Source organism: [Mycobacterium] fortunisiensis, from assembly GCF_019050325.1.
Lineage (GTDB): Bacteria > Actinomycetota > Actinomycetes > Mycobacteriales > Mycobacteriaceae > Mycobacterium > Mycobacterium fortunisiensis.
This window is the reverse complement of record NZ_VOMB01000009.1, coordinates 57059-74269: the sequence shown is the minus strand read 5'-3', so window position 1 is coordinate 74269 and position 17211 is coordinate 57059. Positions and strand designations below refer to the sequence as shown.

The following is a 17211-nucleotide window of genomic DNA, read 5'->3' as shown; positions in this document are numbered from 1 at the left end:
TGATCGCCCGATCGGCCCCACCGAACTAGAACACGTTCTAGTGTGTACGGCATGCGGTTCACCTATGCCGAAGCCATGACCGATCCCACCTACTACATCCCGTTGGCCCAGGCCGCCGAGGCGGCGGGCTACCACGCGATGACGATTGCCGACAGCGTCGCCTACCCGTTCGAATCCGACTCGAAGTACCCGTACACCCCGGACGGCAACCGGGAGTTCCTGGACGGCAAGGCATTTGTCGAAGCCGTCGTGCTGGCCTCGGCACTGTGTGCCGCCACCACAACGCTCCATTTCAACTTCTTCGTGCTCAAGCTGCCGATCCGGCCCCCGGCCCTGGTGGCCAAACAGGTCGGCTCGCTCAACGCCCTGTTCGACAACCGGCTGGGGCTCGGCGTGGGCACCAGCCCGTGGCCCGAGGACTACGAGTTGATGGGCGTGCCGTTCGCGCGACGCGGCAAGCGGATGGACGAGTGCATCGACATCATCCGCGGGCTGACCAGTGGGGACTACTTCGAGTACCACGGCGAGTTCTACGACATCCCCAAGACCAAGATGACGCCGGCACCGTCGAAACCGGTGTCGATCCTCGTCGGCGGGCACGCCGAGGCCGCCCTGCGCCGGGCCGCGCGCAACGACGGCTGGATGCACGGCGGCGGCAGTCCCGAGGAGCTCGACCAGCTGCTGACCCGGCTCAATCAGATCCGAGAAGAGGAAGGCCGGACCGACGATTTCCAAATCCACGTGATCTCCGGCGACGCCTTCACCCTCGACGGCATCAAGCGCCTGGAGGACAAGGGCGTCACCGATGTGATCGTCGGCTTCCGGCTGCCCTACATCATGGGTGACGACACCGAGCCGCTCGACCGCAAGATCCGCCACCTGGAGAAGTTCGCCGAGAACGTCATCGCCAAGGTATAGCCGCTGCCCTTCGCGGGCCTTACCTTCGCCGCGCCGTTTTCTGCGCCTGGGTCGTGCCCCGCGAAGATCAACAGCCCCGGTGTGGAAAGCGGCGGGCTGAACCGGCGGTTCGATCAAGTTTGAGGGAACACAGCCCGCCCCGTTAGCGTTGCACCCGCCGTTCTCGCCAACGCTGTCCGAGAGCTCCAGTCCACGACCCCTCGGAAAGCCTGCGAATGACGACTTCCCTCGACCGTGCCCGCGCCATCGTCGCGCCCGACCCCATGGTGCGCATCCTCGCGGTGTTCGCCCTGGCCCTCGGCGGCTTCGGCATCGGCACCACCGAATTCGTCGCGATGGGCCTGCTGCCCGACATCGCCGCCGGCTTCGGCATCACCGAGCCGACCGCGGGCCACGTCATCTCCGCCTACGCGCTGGGCGTCGTCGTCGGTGCGCCGGTGATCGCCGCGCTCACTGCCCGTTGGCCCCGCAAAGCGCTGCTGCTCACCCTGATGGCGGTCTTCACTCTCGGCAACGTGGCCAGCATGCTGGCGCCGAGCTACCCGACCCTGGTGATCGCCCGGTTCGTCGCCGGCCTGCCCCACGGCGCGTTCTTCGGGATCGCCGCGCTGGCCGCCGCTCACCTGATGGGTCCGCAGAACCGGGCCAAGGCGGTGGCCTATGTGCTGTGCGGCCTGACGGTGGCGACCGTGCTCGGGGTGCCGCTGGCCTCCTGGCTGGGCCAGGCGCTGGGTTGGCGCAGCGCGTTCGGCCTGGTGGTGGTCATCGGCCTGGCCACGCTCACCGCGTTGTGGCGGTGGCTGCCCGACCATCTCCGCGCTATGCCCGTCACCAGTCCGCTCACCGAACTCGGCGCCCTGCGCCGCCCCCAGGTGTGGCTGGCTGTGCTGGTCGGCATGATCGGCTTCGGCGGCATGTTCGCGGTCTACACCTACATCAGCACCACGATGACCGACGTCACCGGGCTGCCCCGGGCACTGGTCCCGGTGGCGCTCATGGTGTTCGGCCTCGGCATGGTGGCCGGCAATCTGATCGGTGGCCGACTGGCCGACATCTCGGTGGTGCGGGCGCTCTATCTCGCGCTGGGTGCCCTGGCCGTGCTGCTGGCGGCGTTCTCGCTGGGGGCACACAGCCCGTGGACCGCGCTGCCGCTGTTGTTCGGGGTCGGCGTGGCCGGCTCGGCCGTGGGCCCGGCGCTGCAGACCCGGCTCATGGACGTCGCGCACGATGCGCAGACGTTGGCCGCCGCGCTGAACCACTCCGCACTCAACATCGGTAACGCCACCGGCGCCTGGGTGGGCGGCCTGGTGATCGCAGCCGGGTTCGGCTACACCGCCCCGGCCCTTGCCGGGGCACTGCTGGCGGTCGCGGGCCTGCTGGTGTTCACCGTCTCGGTGCTACTGCAGCGGACCAAGACCCGGTGAGGATTCCGCGATGATGTGGACAGCGGCTTCTTCGGCCGAGGCCGCGCCGCCGTCGATGCCGACATCGGTGCCGACCAATTCGGCTTCCTCGTCGGGCCCGAATCCGGCGTCAGGGGCGACCAGCCGCCCCGAGCGCTGAGCACCGACCTCGTCGTCGCCGGCCTGTTCGTCCGGATCCTCGGTGGCGTCGAGCTGCAATGCCGGGTCAGGTTCCTCCTCGGCCAACTGCTCATCGAGAGTCGGGTGCTCCCGCGGTTCACGCCACCGTTCCGGAGGCGAGTATCCCTCGTCGAGCAGGTCGTCGACGCCCCGGTCGATCAGGGCGTCCTCCTGAGTCAACTGATCGTCTTCGTCGACGCTGTAGTCGTCGGAACCGCTCATGGTTCAACGATGGCACAGGTTGCGGCCGCCCGTCATGGGCAAGCACCGACTGGTACCCACCTGAGCGCAACCTGAGAAAAAATCACGAAAAGCGGAATTTTCTGCCCGACTCTCCGATTGGCATAAATAGGTGCGCCAATTCGACAACGCGGTTTCACGGCGCCGGGATCGAAGGGTTGGAAAAATGAAGTCGTATATTGTCGCCACAATTGCCGCCGGCACCCTCACCGCCGGATCACTGCTCGTCGGCGTCGCCGCTGCCGCCCCCACCGCCCAGTCGGCCGAACAGACCGTCAAGAGCCTGCAGACCAGCGGTTATCACGTCATCGTCAATCGCACCGGGGCCGCGCCACTGTCGGACTGCACCGTGCTGGGCGTGCGCCAGGGACAGACCCACGCCACCCACGATTCGCGGGGCGGCAGTTCTATCAATACCACGGTGATTTCGCAAACAATTTATGTCGACGTGGCATGCTGAGTTCGGGAATAAAAATGGCTGCATATTGGCTCGAGCAGCCGGGACGAAATCACGGTCGGCGAACATCGCCGTGGGTTGTCGGTGGGGCGGCGTAGGTTGTCGAACATGAGTTCGATATTAGAAGCCGAGCGCACGGTGGTCGGTGAGGCACTCGACCATCTGCACGCCGCATGCAAAGAAATCGACGCGCTGTCGGTGCACGCACTGACACGGTCCGACCTCCAAGAGGTGTTGAGTCAGCTCGATGCCGGCGAGAGACGGTTGGCCGCCGTCCAGCAACGCCTGCTCGGGCGGATGGTCGCATCCGACAGCGTCTCGCCACCCCGGTTCGACCCGGTCGGAGTCCTGGCCAGGAGGCTGCGGATTTCGCCCGCCGAGGCCCAGCGCCGGATCGCGGAGGCCAGTCAACCTTCCGGCTGACATCCACCCGGAGTTCGACAGCGGTAGGGGTTGGGTGCCCGAATCGTCGTGGCATTCGACATCACGCCCGCCGCCGCCCAACACGACCTGGCCCGACGTACCCACGAGTTCGCCGAGCAGGTCGTGCGCCCGGTTGCCGCCGACTACGACCACCGCCAGGAATTCCCGTGGCCGGTGCTCGAAGAAGCGGCGGAGCGCGGCTTCTACAACCCGCTGTTCTATCGCGATCTGATCGGTGACCCGAGCGGACTGTCCCTCCCGATGTTCATGGAGGAACTGTTCTGGGGTTGCGCGGGGATCGGCCTGGCGGTCGTGATGCCCGCGCTGGCGCTCTCGGCGATCGGTCAAGCCGCCTCACCCGAACAGATGCTGCAGTGGGCACCCGAATGCTTCGGCACCCCGGGCGATCTGAAACTCGCGGCGCTGGCGATCTCCGAACCCGAGGGCGGCAGCGATGTGCGGAACCTCCGCACATATGCCGTTCGCGACGGGTCCGGACCCGACGCGGACTGGATCATCAACGGCCACAAGATGTGGATCGGGAACGGCGGTATCGCCAATGTGCACGTGGTCAACGCGGTCGTCGACAAAGAACTCGGCCACAAGGGCCAGGCGCTGTTCATCGTGGAAGGCGGCACCCCCGGGCTGGAGATGGTGCGCAAACTCGACAAGCTCGGCTGCCGGGCGTCACATACCGCCGAGCTGACGTTCGACAACGTCCGGGTACCGGCCGGCAATCTGCTCGGCGGCCACGAGAAACTCGAGCACAAGCTGTCCCGGGCCCGTGAGGCCGTCGAAGGGGGCACACATTCCGGCTCCGCCACGCTCGGCACCTTCGAGCAGACCCGGCCGATGGTGGCCGCGCAGGCGCTCGGAATCGCCAGGGCAGCATTGGAATACGCCACGGAGTACGCCAACCGGCGGGTGGCCTTCGGCGCACCGATCGTCGACAACCAGGGCATCGCGTTTCCGCTCGCCGATCTGGCCACGCAGATCGACGCGGCCCGGCTGCTCACCTGGCGGGCGTCCTGGATGGCCGCCACCGGTGTGCCGTTCGAGCGTGGTGAGGGGTCGATGTCCAAGCTGGCCGCCAGCGAGGTGGCCGTCCGGGCCACCGAGCAGGCCATCCAGACCATGGGCGGCTGGGGCTACATCACCGAGCATCCGGTGGAGAAGTGGTACCGGGATGCCAAGCTGTACACCATCTTTGAGGGCACCAGCGAGATTCAACGCATCGTCATCGCCCATGCCCTCGGGGCCGCCGACGGCAGACCTCCGTTGCACGTCGACCTGGAGCCCTCGGGCGGGCCGTTGAACCGGTGGTTCGGTCGCGGCACGCCGCTGCGGACGCGAGTGGCCGGCGCCGCACTGTCGGCCAAGGACCACGTACCGGAACCGGCCATGCGGTTGGCGATGAAAGTGTTGCGTCCGCCCCGGAAGTGAGATGCGTTCCGCTCGTGTCGCACCGTCGACGGCTCGATGCGGTTGCCTATCCTCATCGGGTGACCGACCCCGTGATCATCCACACCGACGGCGGCTGCCGGCCTAACCCGGGCCCCGGCGGCTGGGGCGCGGTGCTGCGTCATCGCGAGCACGTTCGGGAGTTGTACGGCGGAGAACCCGGAATGACAAGTAACAACCGGATGGAACTGACTGCGCCCATCATGGCGCTGGAGGCATTGACCCGCCCGGTGGTGGTACATCTGCACACCGACAGCACCTATGTGCGCAACGGCATCACCAAGTGGGTGCTCGGCTGGGAACGCAACGGGTGGCTGACCGCCGCGAAACAGCCGGTGAAGAACGTCGACCTGTGGCAGCGACTGCAGGCCGCCTGCCTGCGGCACCAGGTCGAGTGGTTCTGGGTGAAAGGGCATTCAGGAGTCGCGGACAACGAACTGGCCGACGTGCTGGCGACTCGGGGGATGCGCGAAGCGCTCGGCGCGTCACCAGTCGCGTAGCCGGTTCAGGGGCCGAGCAACGCCAGGGGCACCACGGCGATACCGTCGGGTCTGCGGTAGGCGAACTCTCCGGTTGTCACCACCACGCTTGTGGCGAGGCGATCTCCGACCTGACCACGGAGCCAGTGGAGATGCCGTACGTCCCGGTCGGTGACCGTTGCTGCCCGCCGGATCGTCGTCGACAGATGGACGAGATTCCATTTAACAAATGGTCGGGTTCCCGTCATGCAATCAGACGGAAGCAATGCACCTGCCGACTCGAGTCGGATTCCTCTCCGGTGCGTAGCGTCCTATTCCCACACCACCTCGTCCGGCGTCTTGTCCGTCCGCAGACCGCGCCAACTGGGTTGGCGCAGCCGGTGATCGGACGTGCGCTCGCTGTAGCGCACCTCGCCCACCAATTCCGGACGCACGAACGTCACCCCTCTGGCGTCGAGCTTCGGCAACGGCTGGCCGAAGGGCGACTCCTCGGTGTGCAGCGGTGCCAGCATCTTCTTCAACTTGGCCAGCTCCTTCTCGGTGAATCCGGTGCCTACCCGCCCGGCGAACTGCAGGCCATCGGGGCCGGGCACCCCGAGCAGCAGCGCGCCGATGCCGCTGCTGCGCCCGCCCTCGCCCTGCCGCCACCCGCCGATCACCACCTCCTGGGTGTTCCAGAACTTGTCCTTGATCCACGACGCCGAACGCCGCCCCGGCTGATACGTCGAGTCGCGCTTCTTGGCCACCACGCCCTCGAACCGGTTCTCCCGCGCGTGCTCCATCGCTTCGGGACCGTCCCCGTCCAGCGGTTCGGGGACAATCAGCCCGCCACCGGAAGCCAACGCGTCCAAGATCTTTCGCCGGTCCGAGTACTTCGCACGCAACAACGACCGGCCGTCGAGCCACAGGATGTCGAAGGCCCAGAACTCGACCCGGGTGGAACGGGCCCGGTTCTGCATCTCGCTGAAACTCGGCACCCCGGACTCGTCGAGGGCCACCGCCTCGCCGTCGAGCACCACGTGGTGGTCGGCCAGATCAGCGGCGATCGCCTGCAATTGCGGGTATTCGGCGGTGACGTCGCGGCCGCGGCGGGACCGCAGCCGCAGCTGCCCGTGATCGGCCTCCAGCAGCAGCCGGTACCCGTCCCATTTGCCCTCGAAAGCCCATGGGCCGGCGGTGAGTTTGGCCACCGACCCCTCGGTGGCCAACATGGGCGCGAAATCCTTGGGGTCGGGTTGTGCCGACTTCTGATCTTTCATCCGGTGCGCCAGCCAGTTCTTGCCGTCGGTCTGGATCAGCGCGTAGCGGCCCTCGATCTTGTCGCCGTGCAACGTGACGATCACTTCGCCGCCCTTGTCCGGCCCGTCCGGGGCGTTGTCGTTGAACTTCTCGGTCTCATAGGTGCCGGTGTCCCAGATGATCACCTTGCCGCCGCCGTACTCCCCTTTCGGGATCTCGCCGTGAAACGTCAGGTACTCCAAGGGGTGGTCTTCGGTATGCACGGCAAGGTGATTCACCGACGTGGTCTCGGGCAGGTTCTTGGGCACCGCCCAGCTGACCAGTACACCGTCGCGTTCCAGCCGGAAGTCGTAGTGCAGCCGGCGGGCGCGATGTTCCTGGATGACGAACGCGGTGTTGTCACCGGTCGTCGGCGAGTGCTTCGGCACCGGCTCGGGAGTCTTGGCCGCGTCGCGCATGCTGCGGTAGGTGGTGAGTTTGTCGGCCACCGGCGCATCCCGATCCAATCCGGCCAGCAGGTCTCCGTGCTCGGAAACCCGTTGCAGCACTTCATCGAATCGCAGGTGGCGCAGACCCGGGTCGCCGATCTCGTCCCAGGTGCGGGGCGCGGCCACCGTCGGATACTCCCGGCCGCGCAGCGAATACGGCGCGATCGTGGTCTTGGCGGCGTTGTTCTGGCTCCAGTCCAGGAACACCTTGCCAGACCGCAGGCTGCGGGTCATGGTGGCGGTGACCAGCTTCGGCATCGACTGTTCCAGCTGCACGGCCACCCGCTTGGCCAGTACCGAGGCGCCGCGCGAGGTGATCGGTTCGGTCAGCGGCACATACAGGTGCAGGCCCTTGCTGCCGCTGGTGAGCGGATACGTCGTCAACCCGATGTCGCCCATGAGGTCGCGCACCGCCTGCGCCACCTCGCACAGTTGGCGCATGGTGACGCCCTCACCGGGATCGAGGTCGAACACGATGCGGGTGGCCGGCCCCTGGCCGCCGTCGGGGTCGAAGCGCCATTGCGGCACATGCACTTCGAGGGCGGCCTGCTGGGCGATCCAGGCCAGGCCCTCGCGGGTGTCGATGATCGGGTACGTGGTGGTCCCGGACTTGTGCACGATTTTCCCGCGGTCCAGCCAGTCCGGTGCCGAGGACGCCAGTTGCTTCTCGAAGAACGACGTCTGCTCGACTCCGTTGGGCCAGCGTTTCCGGGTCACCGGGCGGCCCGCGATGTGCGGCAGCATCACCTCGGCGATGCTCAGGTAATAGTCGAAGACCTCGGCTTTCGCGGTGCCGGAGGCGGGATAGAGCACCTTGTCGGGATTCGTCAGCCGAACCCGCTCATAGCGCTCCACGACGCCCCTCCATGGGGAAAACGTATACCCACATCCTCGGACAGCGACCCCATCCGCATGTGAGCATGGGCCAATGTCGCTGAACAGTGCGCTCCTTCGCTCGGCCCTGGCCGTATCCCTGACCGCAGCGGCCCTTTTCACCGGCCGGGCCCCGGCCGCCTCGGCCGAACCGTGTCCGGACGTCGAACTGGTCTTCGCCCGCGGTACCGGTGAGCCGCCCGGGATCGGCCGCGTGGGCCAGGCCCTGGCCGACCAGCTCGGTCCCCGGATCGCACCACGCAGCCTGGGCGTGTACGCGGTCAACTACCCGGCCGGGATCAACTTCCTGACCACCGCCGACGGTGCGAACGACGCGGCCGGGCACATCGCCTGGATGGCCGACCAGTGTCCGGGCACCCGGGTGGTGCTCGGCGGGTTCTCGCAGGGCGCCGCGGCGGTGTCGATGCTCGCCGGTGTGCCGCCGATCGGTGACCGGATCGGCTTGATCGGCTCGGCGCCTGCCCTGCCGCCCCCCAGCGCCGACCGGGTGGCCGCGGTCGCGGTGTTCGGCAACCCCGGCAACCGGTTTGGCACCCCGCTGTCGGGAACCGGGCAGTTCGCCGGGCGGACCATCGACCTGTGCAGTCCCGGCGACCCGATCTGTGTGCAGGGCGGGCGCCTGCGTGCGGCACACAGTGCCTATGAGCTTCCGCCGTATCCCGATCAGGCCGCCGGTTTCGTCGCCGGACACCTCTAGCCGCCTACGATGAGAAGGTGACCCGTATGAGCCGGGCCTTGGTGATCGGGGAGGCCCTGATCGACACCGTCTCCCGGGACGGCACGATCATCGGCGAACACGTCGGCGGCAGCCCTCTCAATGTGGCGGTGGGTCTGGGCCGGCTGGGCCGCGGCGTCGACTTCCTGACCCACATCGCCGATGACGACGGCGGCCGGCACATCATCGACTATTTGGAAAGTGCTGGAGTACAGCTGGTTTCGGGCAGCACCAGCGCCCGGCGGACACCGACGGCCGCGGCCGTCCTGGACGCCTCGGGATCAGCCCACTACACCTTCGACATCGACTGGCAACTGTCCGGCACCCCCGAGGTCGCCACCCCGCTGCTGGTGCACACCGGTTCGATCGCTGCGGTGCTGGAGCCGGGATGCCGCGCCACGGCGGCCCTGCTGGATGCCTACCGGATGTCGGCGACGATCACGTTCGATCCCAATGTCCGGCCCGATGTGGTGCACGACGACGACACCGCCCGCGGCCGCATCGACCGCCTCGTCGAACGTGCCGACCTGGTCAAAACCTCTCGCGAAGACCTGCGCTGGATCGACCCCCGGCACACGCCCGAGCAGATCGCCCGCGCCTGGCTGGAGGCCGGTCCGTCCATCGTCGTCGTGACGTTGGGTGAGCAAGGGGCGTTCGCGGTGTGCCGGGCCGGTTCGGTGTCGGTTCCGGCGCGGCCAGTGCAGGTGGTGGACACCGTCGGCGCCGGCGATGCCTTCATGACCGGGTTGATCGATGGGCTGTGGTCGCTGGATCTGCTGGGCGCCGATCACCGCCAGGCGTTGGCCGCCATCGACACCGGCGCGCTGGAGGGCGTGTTGCAGATCGCGACGACGGCATCGGCGTTGACGGTGGCACGTGTCGGCGCCGACCTGCCCGATCGAGCGGCGTTGAGCGCCGGGACCTGAAAAGTGCCCCCCTGATCGAGGTTCAGGGGGGCACTCCTCAGCCGAGGTGGCTATTCCTTGCCGCCAGCGCCCTTCGCCCGCGTCTGCGACTTGGACTTGGTGGCATGCGTCTTCTTCGACTTGTCACTGAACTTCTTCGCCGGCTTCGGCGTGGCTGCGGCCCGCTCCCCGCCGGTGGTGTCGTTGTCGGCCCTGAGGGATGTGACGGCCGGACGCTTCTTGACGACGTTCTGCTCGGAGGCGGCCGGTGTCTCCTCGGCGATGTCTTTGACGACGGTGCCGGCAACATCGTCGGCGGCAACACTGGTGGCAGCCACGGCGACCCGGCTTGTCGCACCGGCCTGGGGCCGCGCGATCTCGCCGGTGTCGACGGTGATCGTCCGGGCATTCAGGTCCGGTGCCGCGGCGACCGACGCCGAGGGGGCGGGGGTCAGTGCGGGCGGCTTGATCGCGTCGGCGATGGCCTGACGTACCTTGAGCAGGCCGGCGGCCAGGCCGCCGTCGTCGGCACTGCCCAGAATTCCGCCGGTGCCCAGCTCGGCGCTGCCATTGAGAACCGTGTTGACCATGTCTGACGGGAAGCTGATCACGGCATTGGCCACGGCTTCGAGATCACCGGCTTGGATGCCGTCATAGATCTTCTGTGCCGTGAGTCCGATCTGCGCGACGGGTGAGATCGCGGTGAGCAGGACGGGCAGCCCCAGCCCGATCAGTGTGTCGAAACTGACCAACTCGCCGACCACCGCAGCCGCATTGAGGAACGGATTCTGCAGGACCGCAGTGACATCCGGCAGCTGCACGATCGCCCCGAATGCCCCGGCCAGCACCGGCGTGAGGAAGGCCGTCGCGATTGCGGGCACGCCGGACGCGAGGTCTCCGGCGAGGATCTGCTCAACCGCGGACTGGAGCGCGTCCGGGACGTTACCCACCGACTCGACGAAACCCGAGCCGAAGCTCGTGACGAAGGACGTCAGCACCTGCGCACTGATCAACTGGTTGTTGGCGATACTGCCGGCGATCGGTGCGGGATTCGCCAGCACCGTGTCTGCCAGTGTGCCCACGTTGTCGATCGTGGTCGCGAAGACCTCGGTCCACAGTTGAAGCGGATTCACCAGCGCATTCAGCTCGACCGGCACCGACGATGTGGGCACGGCCGCCACCTGGACATCCGGTGGCAGCGGCTGGACAGGCCCCACCGCGATGGCGCCGGCACCGACGAGTGCGACGCCGGCCATCAGATATGAACGAGCAACTGCTTCCATGTTGATCCCCTTATGAGGTGGATGGATGGGCGCCCGGGCAAAGCTGAAGCTACCTGAGAAATACCTGAAAAAAATTCATCTTCGCGTCGTGGCGACCCAAGTCAGTTGACAGTGCCGTCAATCTGCAATCACGGCTTCCCAGAAAACTCCCAGTTCAGATGGGTAATTTATTTGCAATGGCCAACATCTGGCAGTGGCAGACTTGTTGAGAGCGAAAATATTACCGACGTTAATTACTTTCGCTGTCGAAAATGAATTCTTCTCAACCCCCGTTCGATCGGGGTCCAGCAACGGCAATACCGCCGGCACCCATGCCGGTGGGCCATACTGGCCCTATGCGATCCATCTGGAAGGGTTCGATCGCCTTCGGCCTGGTGAACGTGCCGGTCAAGGTCTACAGCGCGACCGAGGACCACGACATCAAGCTCCATCAGGTCCACGCCAAGGACAACGGGCGCATCCGCTACAAGCGGGTGTGCGAAGTGTGCGGCGAAGTCGTCGAATTCCGCGACATCAACAAGGCCTTCGAATCCGACGACGGACAGATGGTGGTGATCACCGACGAGGACATCGCCACGCTGCCCGAAGAACGCAGCCGCGAGATCGAAGTCGTCGAGTTCATCCCGGCCGATCAGCTCGATCCCCTGATGTACGACAAGAGCTATTTCCTGGAACCCGACTCCAAGTCCTCGAAATCCTATGTGTTGCTTGCCAGAACACTGGCCGACACCGAGCGGGTGGCCATCGTGCACTTCTCGTTGCGCAACAAGACCCGGTTGGCGGCGTTGCGGGTCAAGGACTTCAGCAAGCGCAACGTCATGGTGATCCACACCCTGCTGTGGCCCGACGAGATCCGCGATCCGGATTTCCCGGTGCTGGACAAGGAAGTCGAGATCAAGCCGGCCGAGTTGAAGATGGCCGGGCAGGTCGTCGAATCCATGACCGACGATTTCAAGCCGGACCAGTTCCGTGACGACTACCAGGAGCAGCTCCACGAGCTGGTGCAGGCAAAACTCGAAGGCGGAGAAGCATTCTCGGTCGAAGAGCAGCCCACCGAGCTCGACGAGACCGAGGACGTGTCCGATCTGCTGGCCAAACTCGAGGCGAGCGTGAAGGCCCGCGGTGGCGCGAAGGAGCCGGCCAAGAAGGAGCCGGCCAAGAAGGAGCCGGCCAAGAAAGCACCGGCGAAGAAGGCGGCCAAAAAGGCTCCGGCGAAAAAGGCAGCCGCCAAGAAGTAGCTCAGCGGCGGCAATCCAGATCCACGTACACCGTGGTGTACTGCAGATTCTGGCCGGGGTTGAACGACGTGATCCCTGCCGCGCCCACCGGTATCTGCGGTCCGGTGACCGAACGTCCTTGGCGCACAGCGCTTACCGTGCAGTCGTCGACGGCCTTGGTGCCGACCTTGCTCAAGATCACCCGGTATCCCTGGCCCTGCAATTCGCTGATCGTCTGACTCGGCGATGTCTCGGTGGGGGCCGCGCCGGCCGGCGTGGCCAACACCGTTCCGAGGCCGCACATTCCGGCCCCGAAGGCGAGCACACCGGCTACGTTCCGTTTCTGTTTCACTTGGGTTCAGCCTTTCGGTCTCGTGCGCAGTGGCTAAACCCTAAGCAGCCGAATTCCCCACTCCGACATACTCATATCGAACCCACACCGGTTAATAACCAGTGAATATCGATGAAACACGCCGTTTACACAGGGCGCCTCGGAGCCCGCGTCAGGCCCGCACGTCGACGCGCAAGGCCTCGTGTTCGTCGAGCATGCGGCGCAGTGCGGCATCCATCGGATGCGCGGCCTCGAGGTCGTGGCTGCAGCGACGATCCACCGCGACCGCGGTTCCCGCGTGCAGCGGCATGTGCTCGATCTGGTCGACGAGTTCATCGAACATCAGGTGCGGAGTCGCCAGGTAGTACAGGCCCTGGTGCGCACCGCCGAACCGAGCGCCGTACATCAGGCCGCATTGGGTGAAGACGAACAGCTCCGACGCCGGATGACCGGGGTGGCCCAGCTCTTCCTCACTCCACACCTCGGCCGCCAGTCGGGCCGGGGCCAGCCGGTCCTGCACGTCGTCGGTACAGGCGAGCAGGCGGTGGACGAGCACGGCGGCCATCGACGGGTACTGGTCGACCGCCCGCGGAAAGTACTGCGCGAAAGCCTCGCCGAAGAAGTCATATCGCTGTTGGGTCATCCTGGCTCCCCACGTTGAGCTGACCCTTCAATTGTGCGCCTGCCCGCGCCGCCGGGGACAGGCTTTGGCGGAGCAGGTTCGAGCCGCAGGCGCGACTAGAACGTGTGTCAGAAAACCGCCCATTCGGCCGTACCGCACTGCTAGCGTGGCGCCGAACAAGGGAACGGAGCGTAGGTGATTCTCGACAAATTCCGATTGGACGACAAGGTTGCGATCGTGACCGGGGCGGGCCGCGGGCTGGGCGCGGCCACCGCGCTGGCCTTCGCGGAGGCCGGTGCCGATGTACTGATCTCGGCCCGCACCCAAGACCAGCTCGACGAGGTGGCCGGGCAGATCGCCGCCACCGGCCGGCGGGCGCACGTCGTCGCCGCAGATCTGGCGCATCCCGAGGCCACCGCCGAACTCGCCGCCGCCGCGGTGGAGGCGTTCGGGAAGCTCGACATCGTGGTGAACAACGTCGGCGGCACCATGCCCGCGCCGCTGCTGAACACCTCCACCAAGGATCTGCGCGACGCCTTCACGTTCAACGTGTCGACCGCGCATGCCCTGACCTGTGCGGCGGTGCCGCTGATGCTGGAGCACTCCGGCGGCGGCAGCGTCATCAACATCACCTCCACCGTCGGCCGCCTGGCCGGGCGCGGGTTCGCCGCGTACGGCACCGCGAAGGCCGCCCTCGCGCACTACACCCGGCTGTCGGCCCTGGACCTGTGCCCACGCATCCGCGTCAACGCCATCGCGCCCGGCTCGATCCTCACCTCGGCACTGGACATCGTGGCGTCCAACGACGCGCTGCGCGAGCCCATGGAGCAGGCCACCCCGCTGCGTCGGCTCGGCGACCCGACCGACATCGCCGCCGCGGCCGTGTACCTGGCCTCCCCCGCCGGCAGCTACCTCACCGGCAAGGTTCTCGAGGTCGACGGTGGCCTCAACATGCCCAACCTCGACCTGCCCATCCCCGACCTCTGAGGAGAACCGTGACCATTCGCGTAGCCGCCATCGGCACCGGAAACGTCGGCAAGCACGCGCTGGCGCAGCTCATCACCAATCCGGATTACGACCTCACCGGCGTGTGGGTGTCCTCGTCGGCCAAGGCCGGCAAGGACGCCGGAGAGCTTGCCGGGCTTGACGTTTCGACGGGGATCCGGGCCACCGACGATCTCGACGCGATCCTGGCCGACAAACCGGACTGCGTGGTCTACACCGCGCTGGCCGACAACCGGCTGCCCGAGGCTCTGGAGGATTACCGGCGCATCCTGGCCGCCGGGATCAACGTGGTGGCCAGCTCCGCGGTGTTCCTGCAGTACCCGTGGCAGGTGCTGCCGGCCGAGCTGATCGAGCCGATCGAGACCGCGGCCGCCACCGGCGGTGCCACCCTCTTCGTCAACGGCATCGACCCCGGTTTCGCCAATGACCTTCTGCCCCTTGCCCTTGCCGGTGCGTGCCAGAGCATCGAGCAGATCCGGTGCATGGAGATCGTCGACTACGCGACCTATGACAGCGCGGCGGTGATGTTCGATGTGATGGGCTTCGGCAAGCCGCTCGACGAGACCCCGATGCTGCTGCAGCCCGGCGTGCTGAGCCTGGCCTGGGGGTCGGTGGTGCGCCAGCTGGCCGCCGGTCTGGGCATCGAACTCGACGAGGTGACAGAGGAACACACGCGGGTGCCGGCGCCGGAGGACTTCGACATCGCAGCCGGTCACATCCCCGCGGGCAGTGCTGCGGCGCTGCGGTTCGAGGTGCGTGGCATGCGTGACGGCAGGCCGGTCGTGGTGCTCGAACACGTGACCCGGTTGCGCGACGACCTGTGTCCCGACTGGCCGCAGCCGGCGCAGGAGGGCGGCTCCTATCGCGTCGTGGTGACCGGCGAACCGTGCTACACGCTGGATCTGCGCCTGAGCAGTCCGAACGGCGATCACAACCATGCGGGCCTGGTGGCGACGGCGGCGCGGGTGGTCAACGCCATCGGAGCGGTGGTGGACGCCAAGCCGGGTATCGTGACCACGCTCGATCTACCATTGATCACCGGCCGAGGTCTGTACGCTGCCGGGTGAACGCATCGCGGGAAGGATCGTCGTCATGAAACTTCGCCTCACCACCCTTGCCGGCTGCCTCATGGTCGGTGGCGCCTCGGCCGCGATCGCCCTGGCCCCGCTGGCGGCGGCAGAGCCCAGTGCCCCGACCGAGCCACGCCTGCTGCCGCAGTGCCAGGTGACCGGCGGCAGTTCCGTCGAAGGCGGGCAGACCACCGAATGCGAGTCGCCGGGCAATGTCCAGATCGACGCCACGCCGCCGCAGCCCGGTTACGGCATGTTCCCGTGGGACGACGAATTCTTCGTCCTCTGATCACGGTGAAGCTCGCCACCGGCGCGGTCGTGCTGGCCGGCGCGTGGGCTTTGGCCTGCGCACCGGCGGCCGCGGCGGATCCGCAGTGCACGGACGTCGGTGGCGCGACCCGGTGCTCGAACCCGGGCAATGTGCAGATCAACGCCACCCCCACCCAACGTGGTCCGTACCTGCCGTACGGCTGCGATCCGGCCTACGCCGCGCTGTGTTACGACAACATCCCGGGCATCGCCATCGACATCGGTGGGCGCGACCATGACGGTGGTGGCGGACGCCACCCCCGTCGGCAGTAGCTCAGCCGAGAGGTTTCGGCTAGCCTAACTTTTCTATTCGCTTAACCGGATGGAGAGTTGGGGCAGTTGTTGGAGGACACCAGGGCGCGGGTGACGCCGAGTTGGCTGCTGCTCGGGCCGGCCTTCGTTGCCGCGATCGCCTACGTCGACCCGGGCAATGTGGCCGCCAACGTCAGCGCCGGCGCCCAGTTCGGCTACCTCCTGGTCTGGGTGATCGTGGTGGCCAACGTGATGGCCGGGCTGGTGCAGTACCTCTCGGCCAAGCTCGGGTTGGTCACCGGCCGCTCACTACCCGAGGTGGTCGCCGACCACACCAGCACCCCGACCCGGATCGCTTACTGGCTGCAGGCCGAATTGGTGGCGGTGGCAACCGATCTCGCCGAAGTGGTGGGCGGCGCGATCGCCCTGCACCTGCTGTTCGATCTACCCCTGCTGCTGGGCGGGGCGATCACCGGAGTGGTGTCCCTGCTGCTGCTGAGTCTGCAGAACCGCCGGGGCCAGCGGGTTTTCGAACGGGTGATCACCGGGCTGCTGCTGGTCATCGCGATCGGTTTCCTGACCAGTTTGTTCGTCGAGCCGCCCCCGGCCGCCGAGGTCGCCGCGGGACTGATCCCCCGATTCGACGGCGCCGAAAGCCTGTTGCTGGCCGCGGCGATGCTCGGCGCCACCGTGATGCCCCACGCCGTGTACCTGCATTCCGGCCTGGCTCGGGACCGGCACGGCCACCCCGAGCCGGGCGCCCGGCGGCGGCTGTTGCTGCGCGTCACCCGATACGACGTCGGGCTGGCGATGCTGGTGGCCGGCGCGGTGAACCTGGCCATGCTGCTGGTCGCGGCCACCAACCTGCAGGGCCGCGACAACACCGACTCCATCGAAGGCGCGCATGCCGCGGTGCGCGACACCCTCGGCCCGACGGTTGCCCTGTTGTTCGCCATCGGGCTGTTGGCCTCCGGGCTGGCATCCACCTCGGTCGGCGCCTACGCCGGCGCGATGATCATGCAGGGGCTGCTGAAGCGCAGCTACCCGCTGCTGTTGCGTCGGGTCGTCACCCTGATTCCGGCCCTGGTCGTCCTGGCCCTCGGCGTCGACCCCAGCCGAGCCCTGGTGCTCTCCCAGGTCGTGCTGTCCTTCGGCATCCCGCTGGCCCTCATTCCCCTGGTCCGACTGACCGCCAACGCCGCCCTCATGGGCGGGGACGTCAACCATCGGGTGACCACCGCACTCGGTTGGTGTGTGGCCGGGCTGATCAGCGTGCTCAACGTCGTGCTGATCTATCTGACCGTCACCGGTTGAGTGACT

19 protein-coding genes are annotated in these 17211 nt (G+C 67.0%); 14 read left to right on the top strand and 5 right to left on the bottom strand.

The window, feature by feature from the left end; all coding sequences use genetic code 11:
- Window positions 1-51 precede the first annotated feature (51 nt).
- Window positions 52-918, top strand: a complete 867-nt coding sequence (locus tag FR943_RS06410; RefSeq protein WP_217155516.1) for an LLM class flavin-dependent oxidoreductase — start codon at window positions 52-54, stop codon at window positions 916-918.
- A 215-nt stretch (window positions 919-1133) separates the two neighbouring features.
- On the top strand, window positions 1134-2342 hold the full coding sequence (locus FR943_RS06405; RefSeq protein ID WP_217155515.1) for an MFS transporter: 1209 nt from the start codon (window positions 1134-1136) through the stop codon (window positions 2340-2342).
- On the opposite strand, the gene FR943_RS06400 is transcribed toward FR943_RS06405, so the two are convergent.
- Window positions 2316-2723 carry a DUF5709 domain-containing protein gene (locus FR943_RS06400; RefSeq protein WP_217155514.1) on the bottom strand — a complete coding sequence of 136 codons (408 nt, stop codon included), beginning with the start codon at window positions 2721-2723 and terminating at the stop codon, window positions 2316-2318. The two genes, FR943_RS06405 and FR943_RS06400, sit on opposite strands and share 27 nt — an antisense overlap.
- A 130-nt stretch (window positions 2724-2853) precedes the next feature.
- Here FR943_RS06400 and FR943_RS06395 point away from each other — a divergent pair, with 130 nt between their 5' ends.
- The 4 genes from FR943_RS06395 to rnhA all read left to right on the top strand — a co-directional run bounded on the left by FR943_RS06395 (window position 2854) and on the right by rnhA (window position 5582).
- Complete coding sequence (locus FR943_RS06395) at window positions 2854-3201, top strand: hypothetical protein (protein WP_308170481.1); 348 nt, start codon at window positions 2854-2856, stop codon at window positions 3199-3201.
- 105 nt (window positions 3202-3306) lie between these two features.
- Complete coding sequence (locus FR943_RS06390) at window positions 3307-3621, top strand: DUF222 domain-containing protein (protein ID WP_217155513.1); 315 nt, start codon at window positions 3307-3309, stop codon at window positions 3619-3621.
- 48 nt (window positions 3622-3669) lie between these two features.
- The gene (locus tag FR943_RS06385; RefSeq protein WP_217155512.1) at window positions 3670-5064 is read left to right on the top strand and encodes an acyl-CoA dehydrogenase family protein; all 1395 of its coding nucleotides are present in this window, start codon (window positions 3670-3672) and stop codon (window positions 5062-5064) included.
- A gap of 59 nt (window positions 5065-5123) precedes the next feature.
- Entirely contained in the window at window positions 5124-5582 is a 459-nt protein-coding gene (gene rnhA, locus FR943_RS06380; protein WP_217155511.1) for a ribonuclease HI, read from the top strand.
- Between the two features lie 290 nt (window positions 5583-5872).
- Here rnhA and FR943_RS06375 read toward each other — a convergent pair whose 3' ends face one another.
- Window positions 5873-8143 (bottom strand): ATP-dependent DNA ligase, encoded by a 2271-nt coding sequence (locus tag FR943_RS06375; protein WP_217155510.1) that lies wholly within the window; start codon window positions 8141-8143, stop codon window positions 5873-5875.
- Window positions 8144-8216: 73 nt separating this feature from the next.
- Between FR943_RS06375 and FR943_RS06370 the strand changes: the two genes are divergently transcribed.
- Both FR943_RS06370 and FR943_RS06365 read left to right on the top strand, forming a co-directional pair.
- On the top strand, window positions 8217-8879 hold the full coding sequence (locus FR943_RS06370; RefSeq protein WP_217155509.1) for a cutinase family protein: 663 nt from the start codon (window positions 8217-8219) through the stop codon (window positions 8877-8879).
- Between the two features lie 26 nt (window positions 8880-8905).
- Window positions 8906-9823 carry a carbohydrate kinase family protein gene (locus FR943_RS06365; RefSeq protein ID WP_217155572.1) on the top strand — a complete coding sequence of 306 codons (918 nt, stop codon included), beginning with the start codon at window positions 8906-8908 and terminating at the stop codon, window positions 9821-9823.
- Window positions 9824-9873: 50 nt separating this feature from the next.
- On the opposite strand, the gene FR943_RS06360 is transcribed toward FR943_RS06365, so the two are convergent.
- Entirely contained in the window at window positions 9874-11085 is a 1212-nt protein-coding gene (locus FR943_RS06360; RefSeq protein WP_246584878.1) for a hypothetical protein, read from the bottom strand.
- 335 nt (window positions 11086-11420) lie between these two features.
- Here FR943_RS06360 and ku point away from each other — a divergent pair, with 335 nt between their 5' ends.
- Window positions 11421-12323 (top strand): non-homologous end joining protein Ku, encoded by a 903-nt coding sequence (gene ku / locus FR943_RS06355; protein ID WP_217155508.1) that lies wholly within the window; start codon window positions 11421-11423, stop codon window positions 12321-12323.
- A 1-nt stretch (window position 12324) separates the two neighbouring features.
- On the opposite strand, the gene FR943_RS06350 is transcribed toward ku, so the two are convergent.
- Together FR943_RS06350 and FR943_RS06345 are read right to left on the bottom strand one after the other, a co-directional pair.
- Window positions 12325-12654, bottom strand: coding sequence for a hypothetical protein (locus FR943_RS06350; protein ID WP_308170480.1), 330 nt, complete (start codon window positions 12652-12654; stop codon window positions 12325-12327).
- Window positions 12655-12805: 151 nt separating this feature from the next.
- The gene (locus FR943_RS06345) at window positions 12806-13276 is read right to left on the bottom strand and encodes a glucose-6-phosphate dehydrogenase (protein ID WP_217155507.1); all 471 of its coding nucleotides are present in this window, start codon (window positions 13274-13276) and stop codon (window positions 12806-12808) included.
- Between the two features lie 174 nt (window positions 13277-13450).
- On the opposite strand from FR943_RS06345, the gene FR943_RS06340 reads away from it, so the two are divergent.
- From FR943_RS06340 to FR943_RS06320, 5 genes are all read left to right on the top strand, one after another.
- Complete coding sequence (locus tag FR943_RS06340) at window positions 13451-14242, top strand: SDR family oxidoreductase (RefSeq protein ID WP_217155506.1); 792 nt, start codon at window positions 13451-13453, stop codon at window positions 14240-14242.
- Between the two features lie 8 nt (window positions 14243-14250).
- A complete protein-coding gene (locus FR943_RS06335; protein WP_217155505.1) occupies window positions 14251-15327 on the top strand; it encodes an NAD(P)H-dependent amine dehydrogenase family protein in 1077 nt (358 codons plus the stop codon).
- Window positions 15328-15352: 25 nt separating this feature from the next.
- On the top strand, window positions 15353-15619 hold the full coding sequence (locus FR943_RS06330) for a hypothetical protein (protein WP_217155504.1): 267 nt from the start codon (window positions 15353-15355) through the stop codon (window positions 15617-15619).
- A 5-nt stretch (window positions 15620-15624) separates the two neighbouring features.
- Complete coding sequence (locus tag FR943_RS06325; protein WP_308170479.1) at window positions 15625-15912, top strand: hypothetical protein; 288 nt, start codon at window positions 15625-15627, stop codon at window positions 15910-15912.
- 66 nt (window positions 15913-15978) lie between these two features.
- Window positions 15979-17205: an Nramp family divalent metal transporter gene (locus FR943_RS06320; RefSeq protein WP_217155568.1), complete on the top strand. Its 1227-nt coding sequence runs from the start codon at window positions 15979-15981 to the stop codon at window positions 17203-17205.
- Window positions 17206-17211 lie beyond the last annotated feature (6 nt).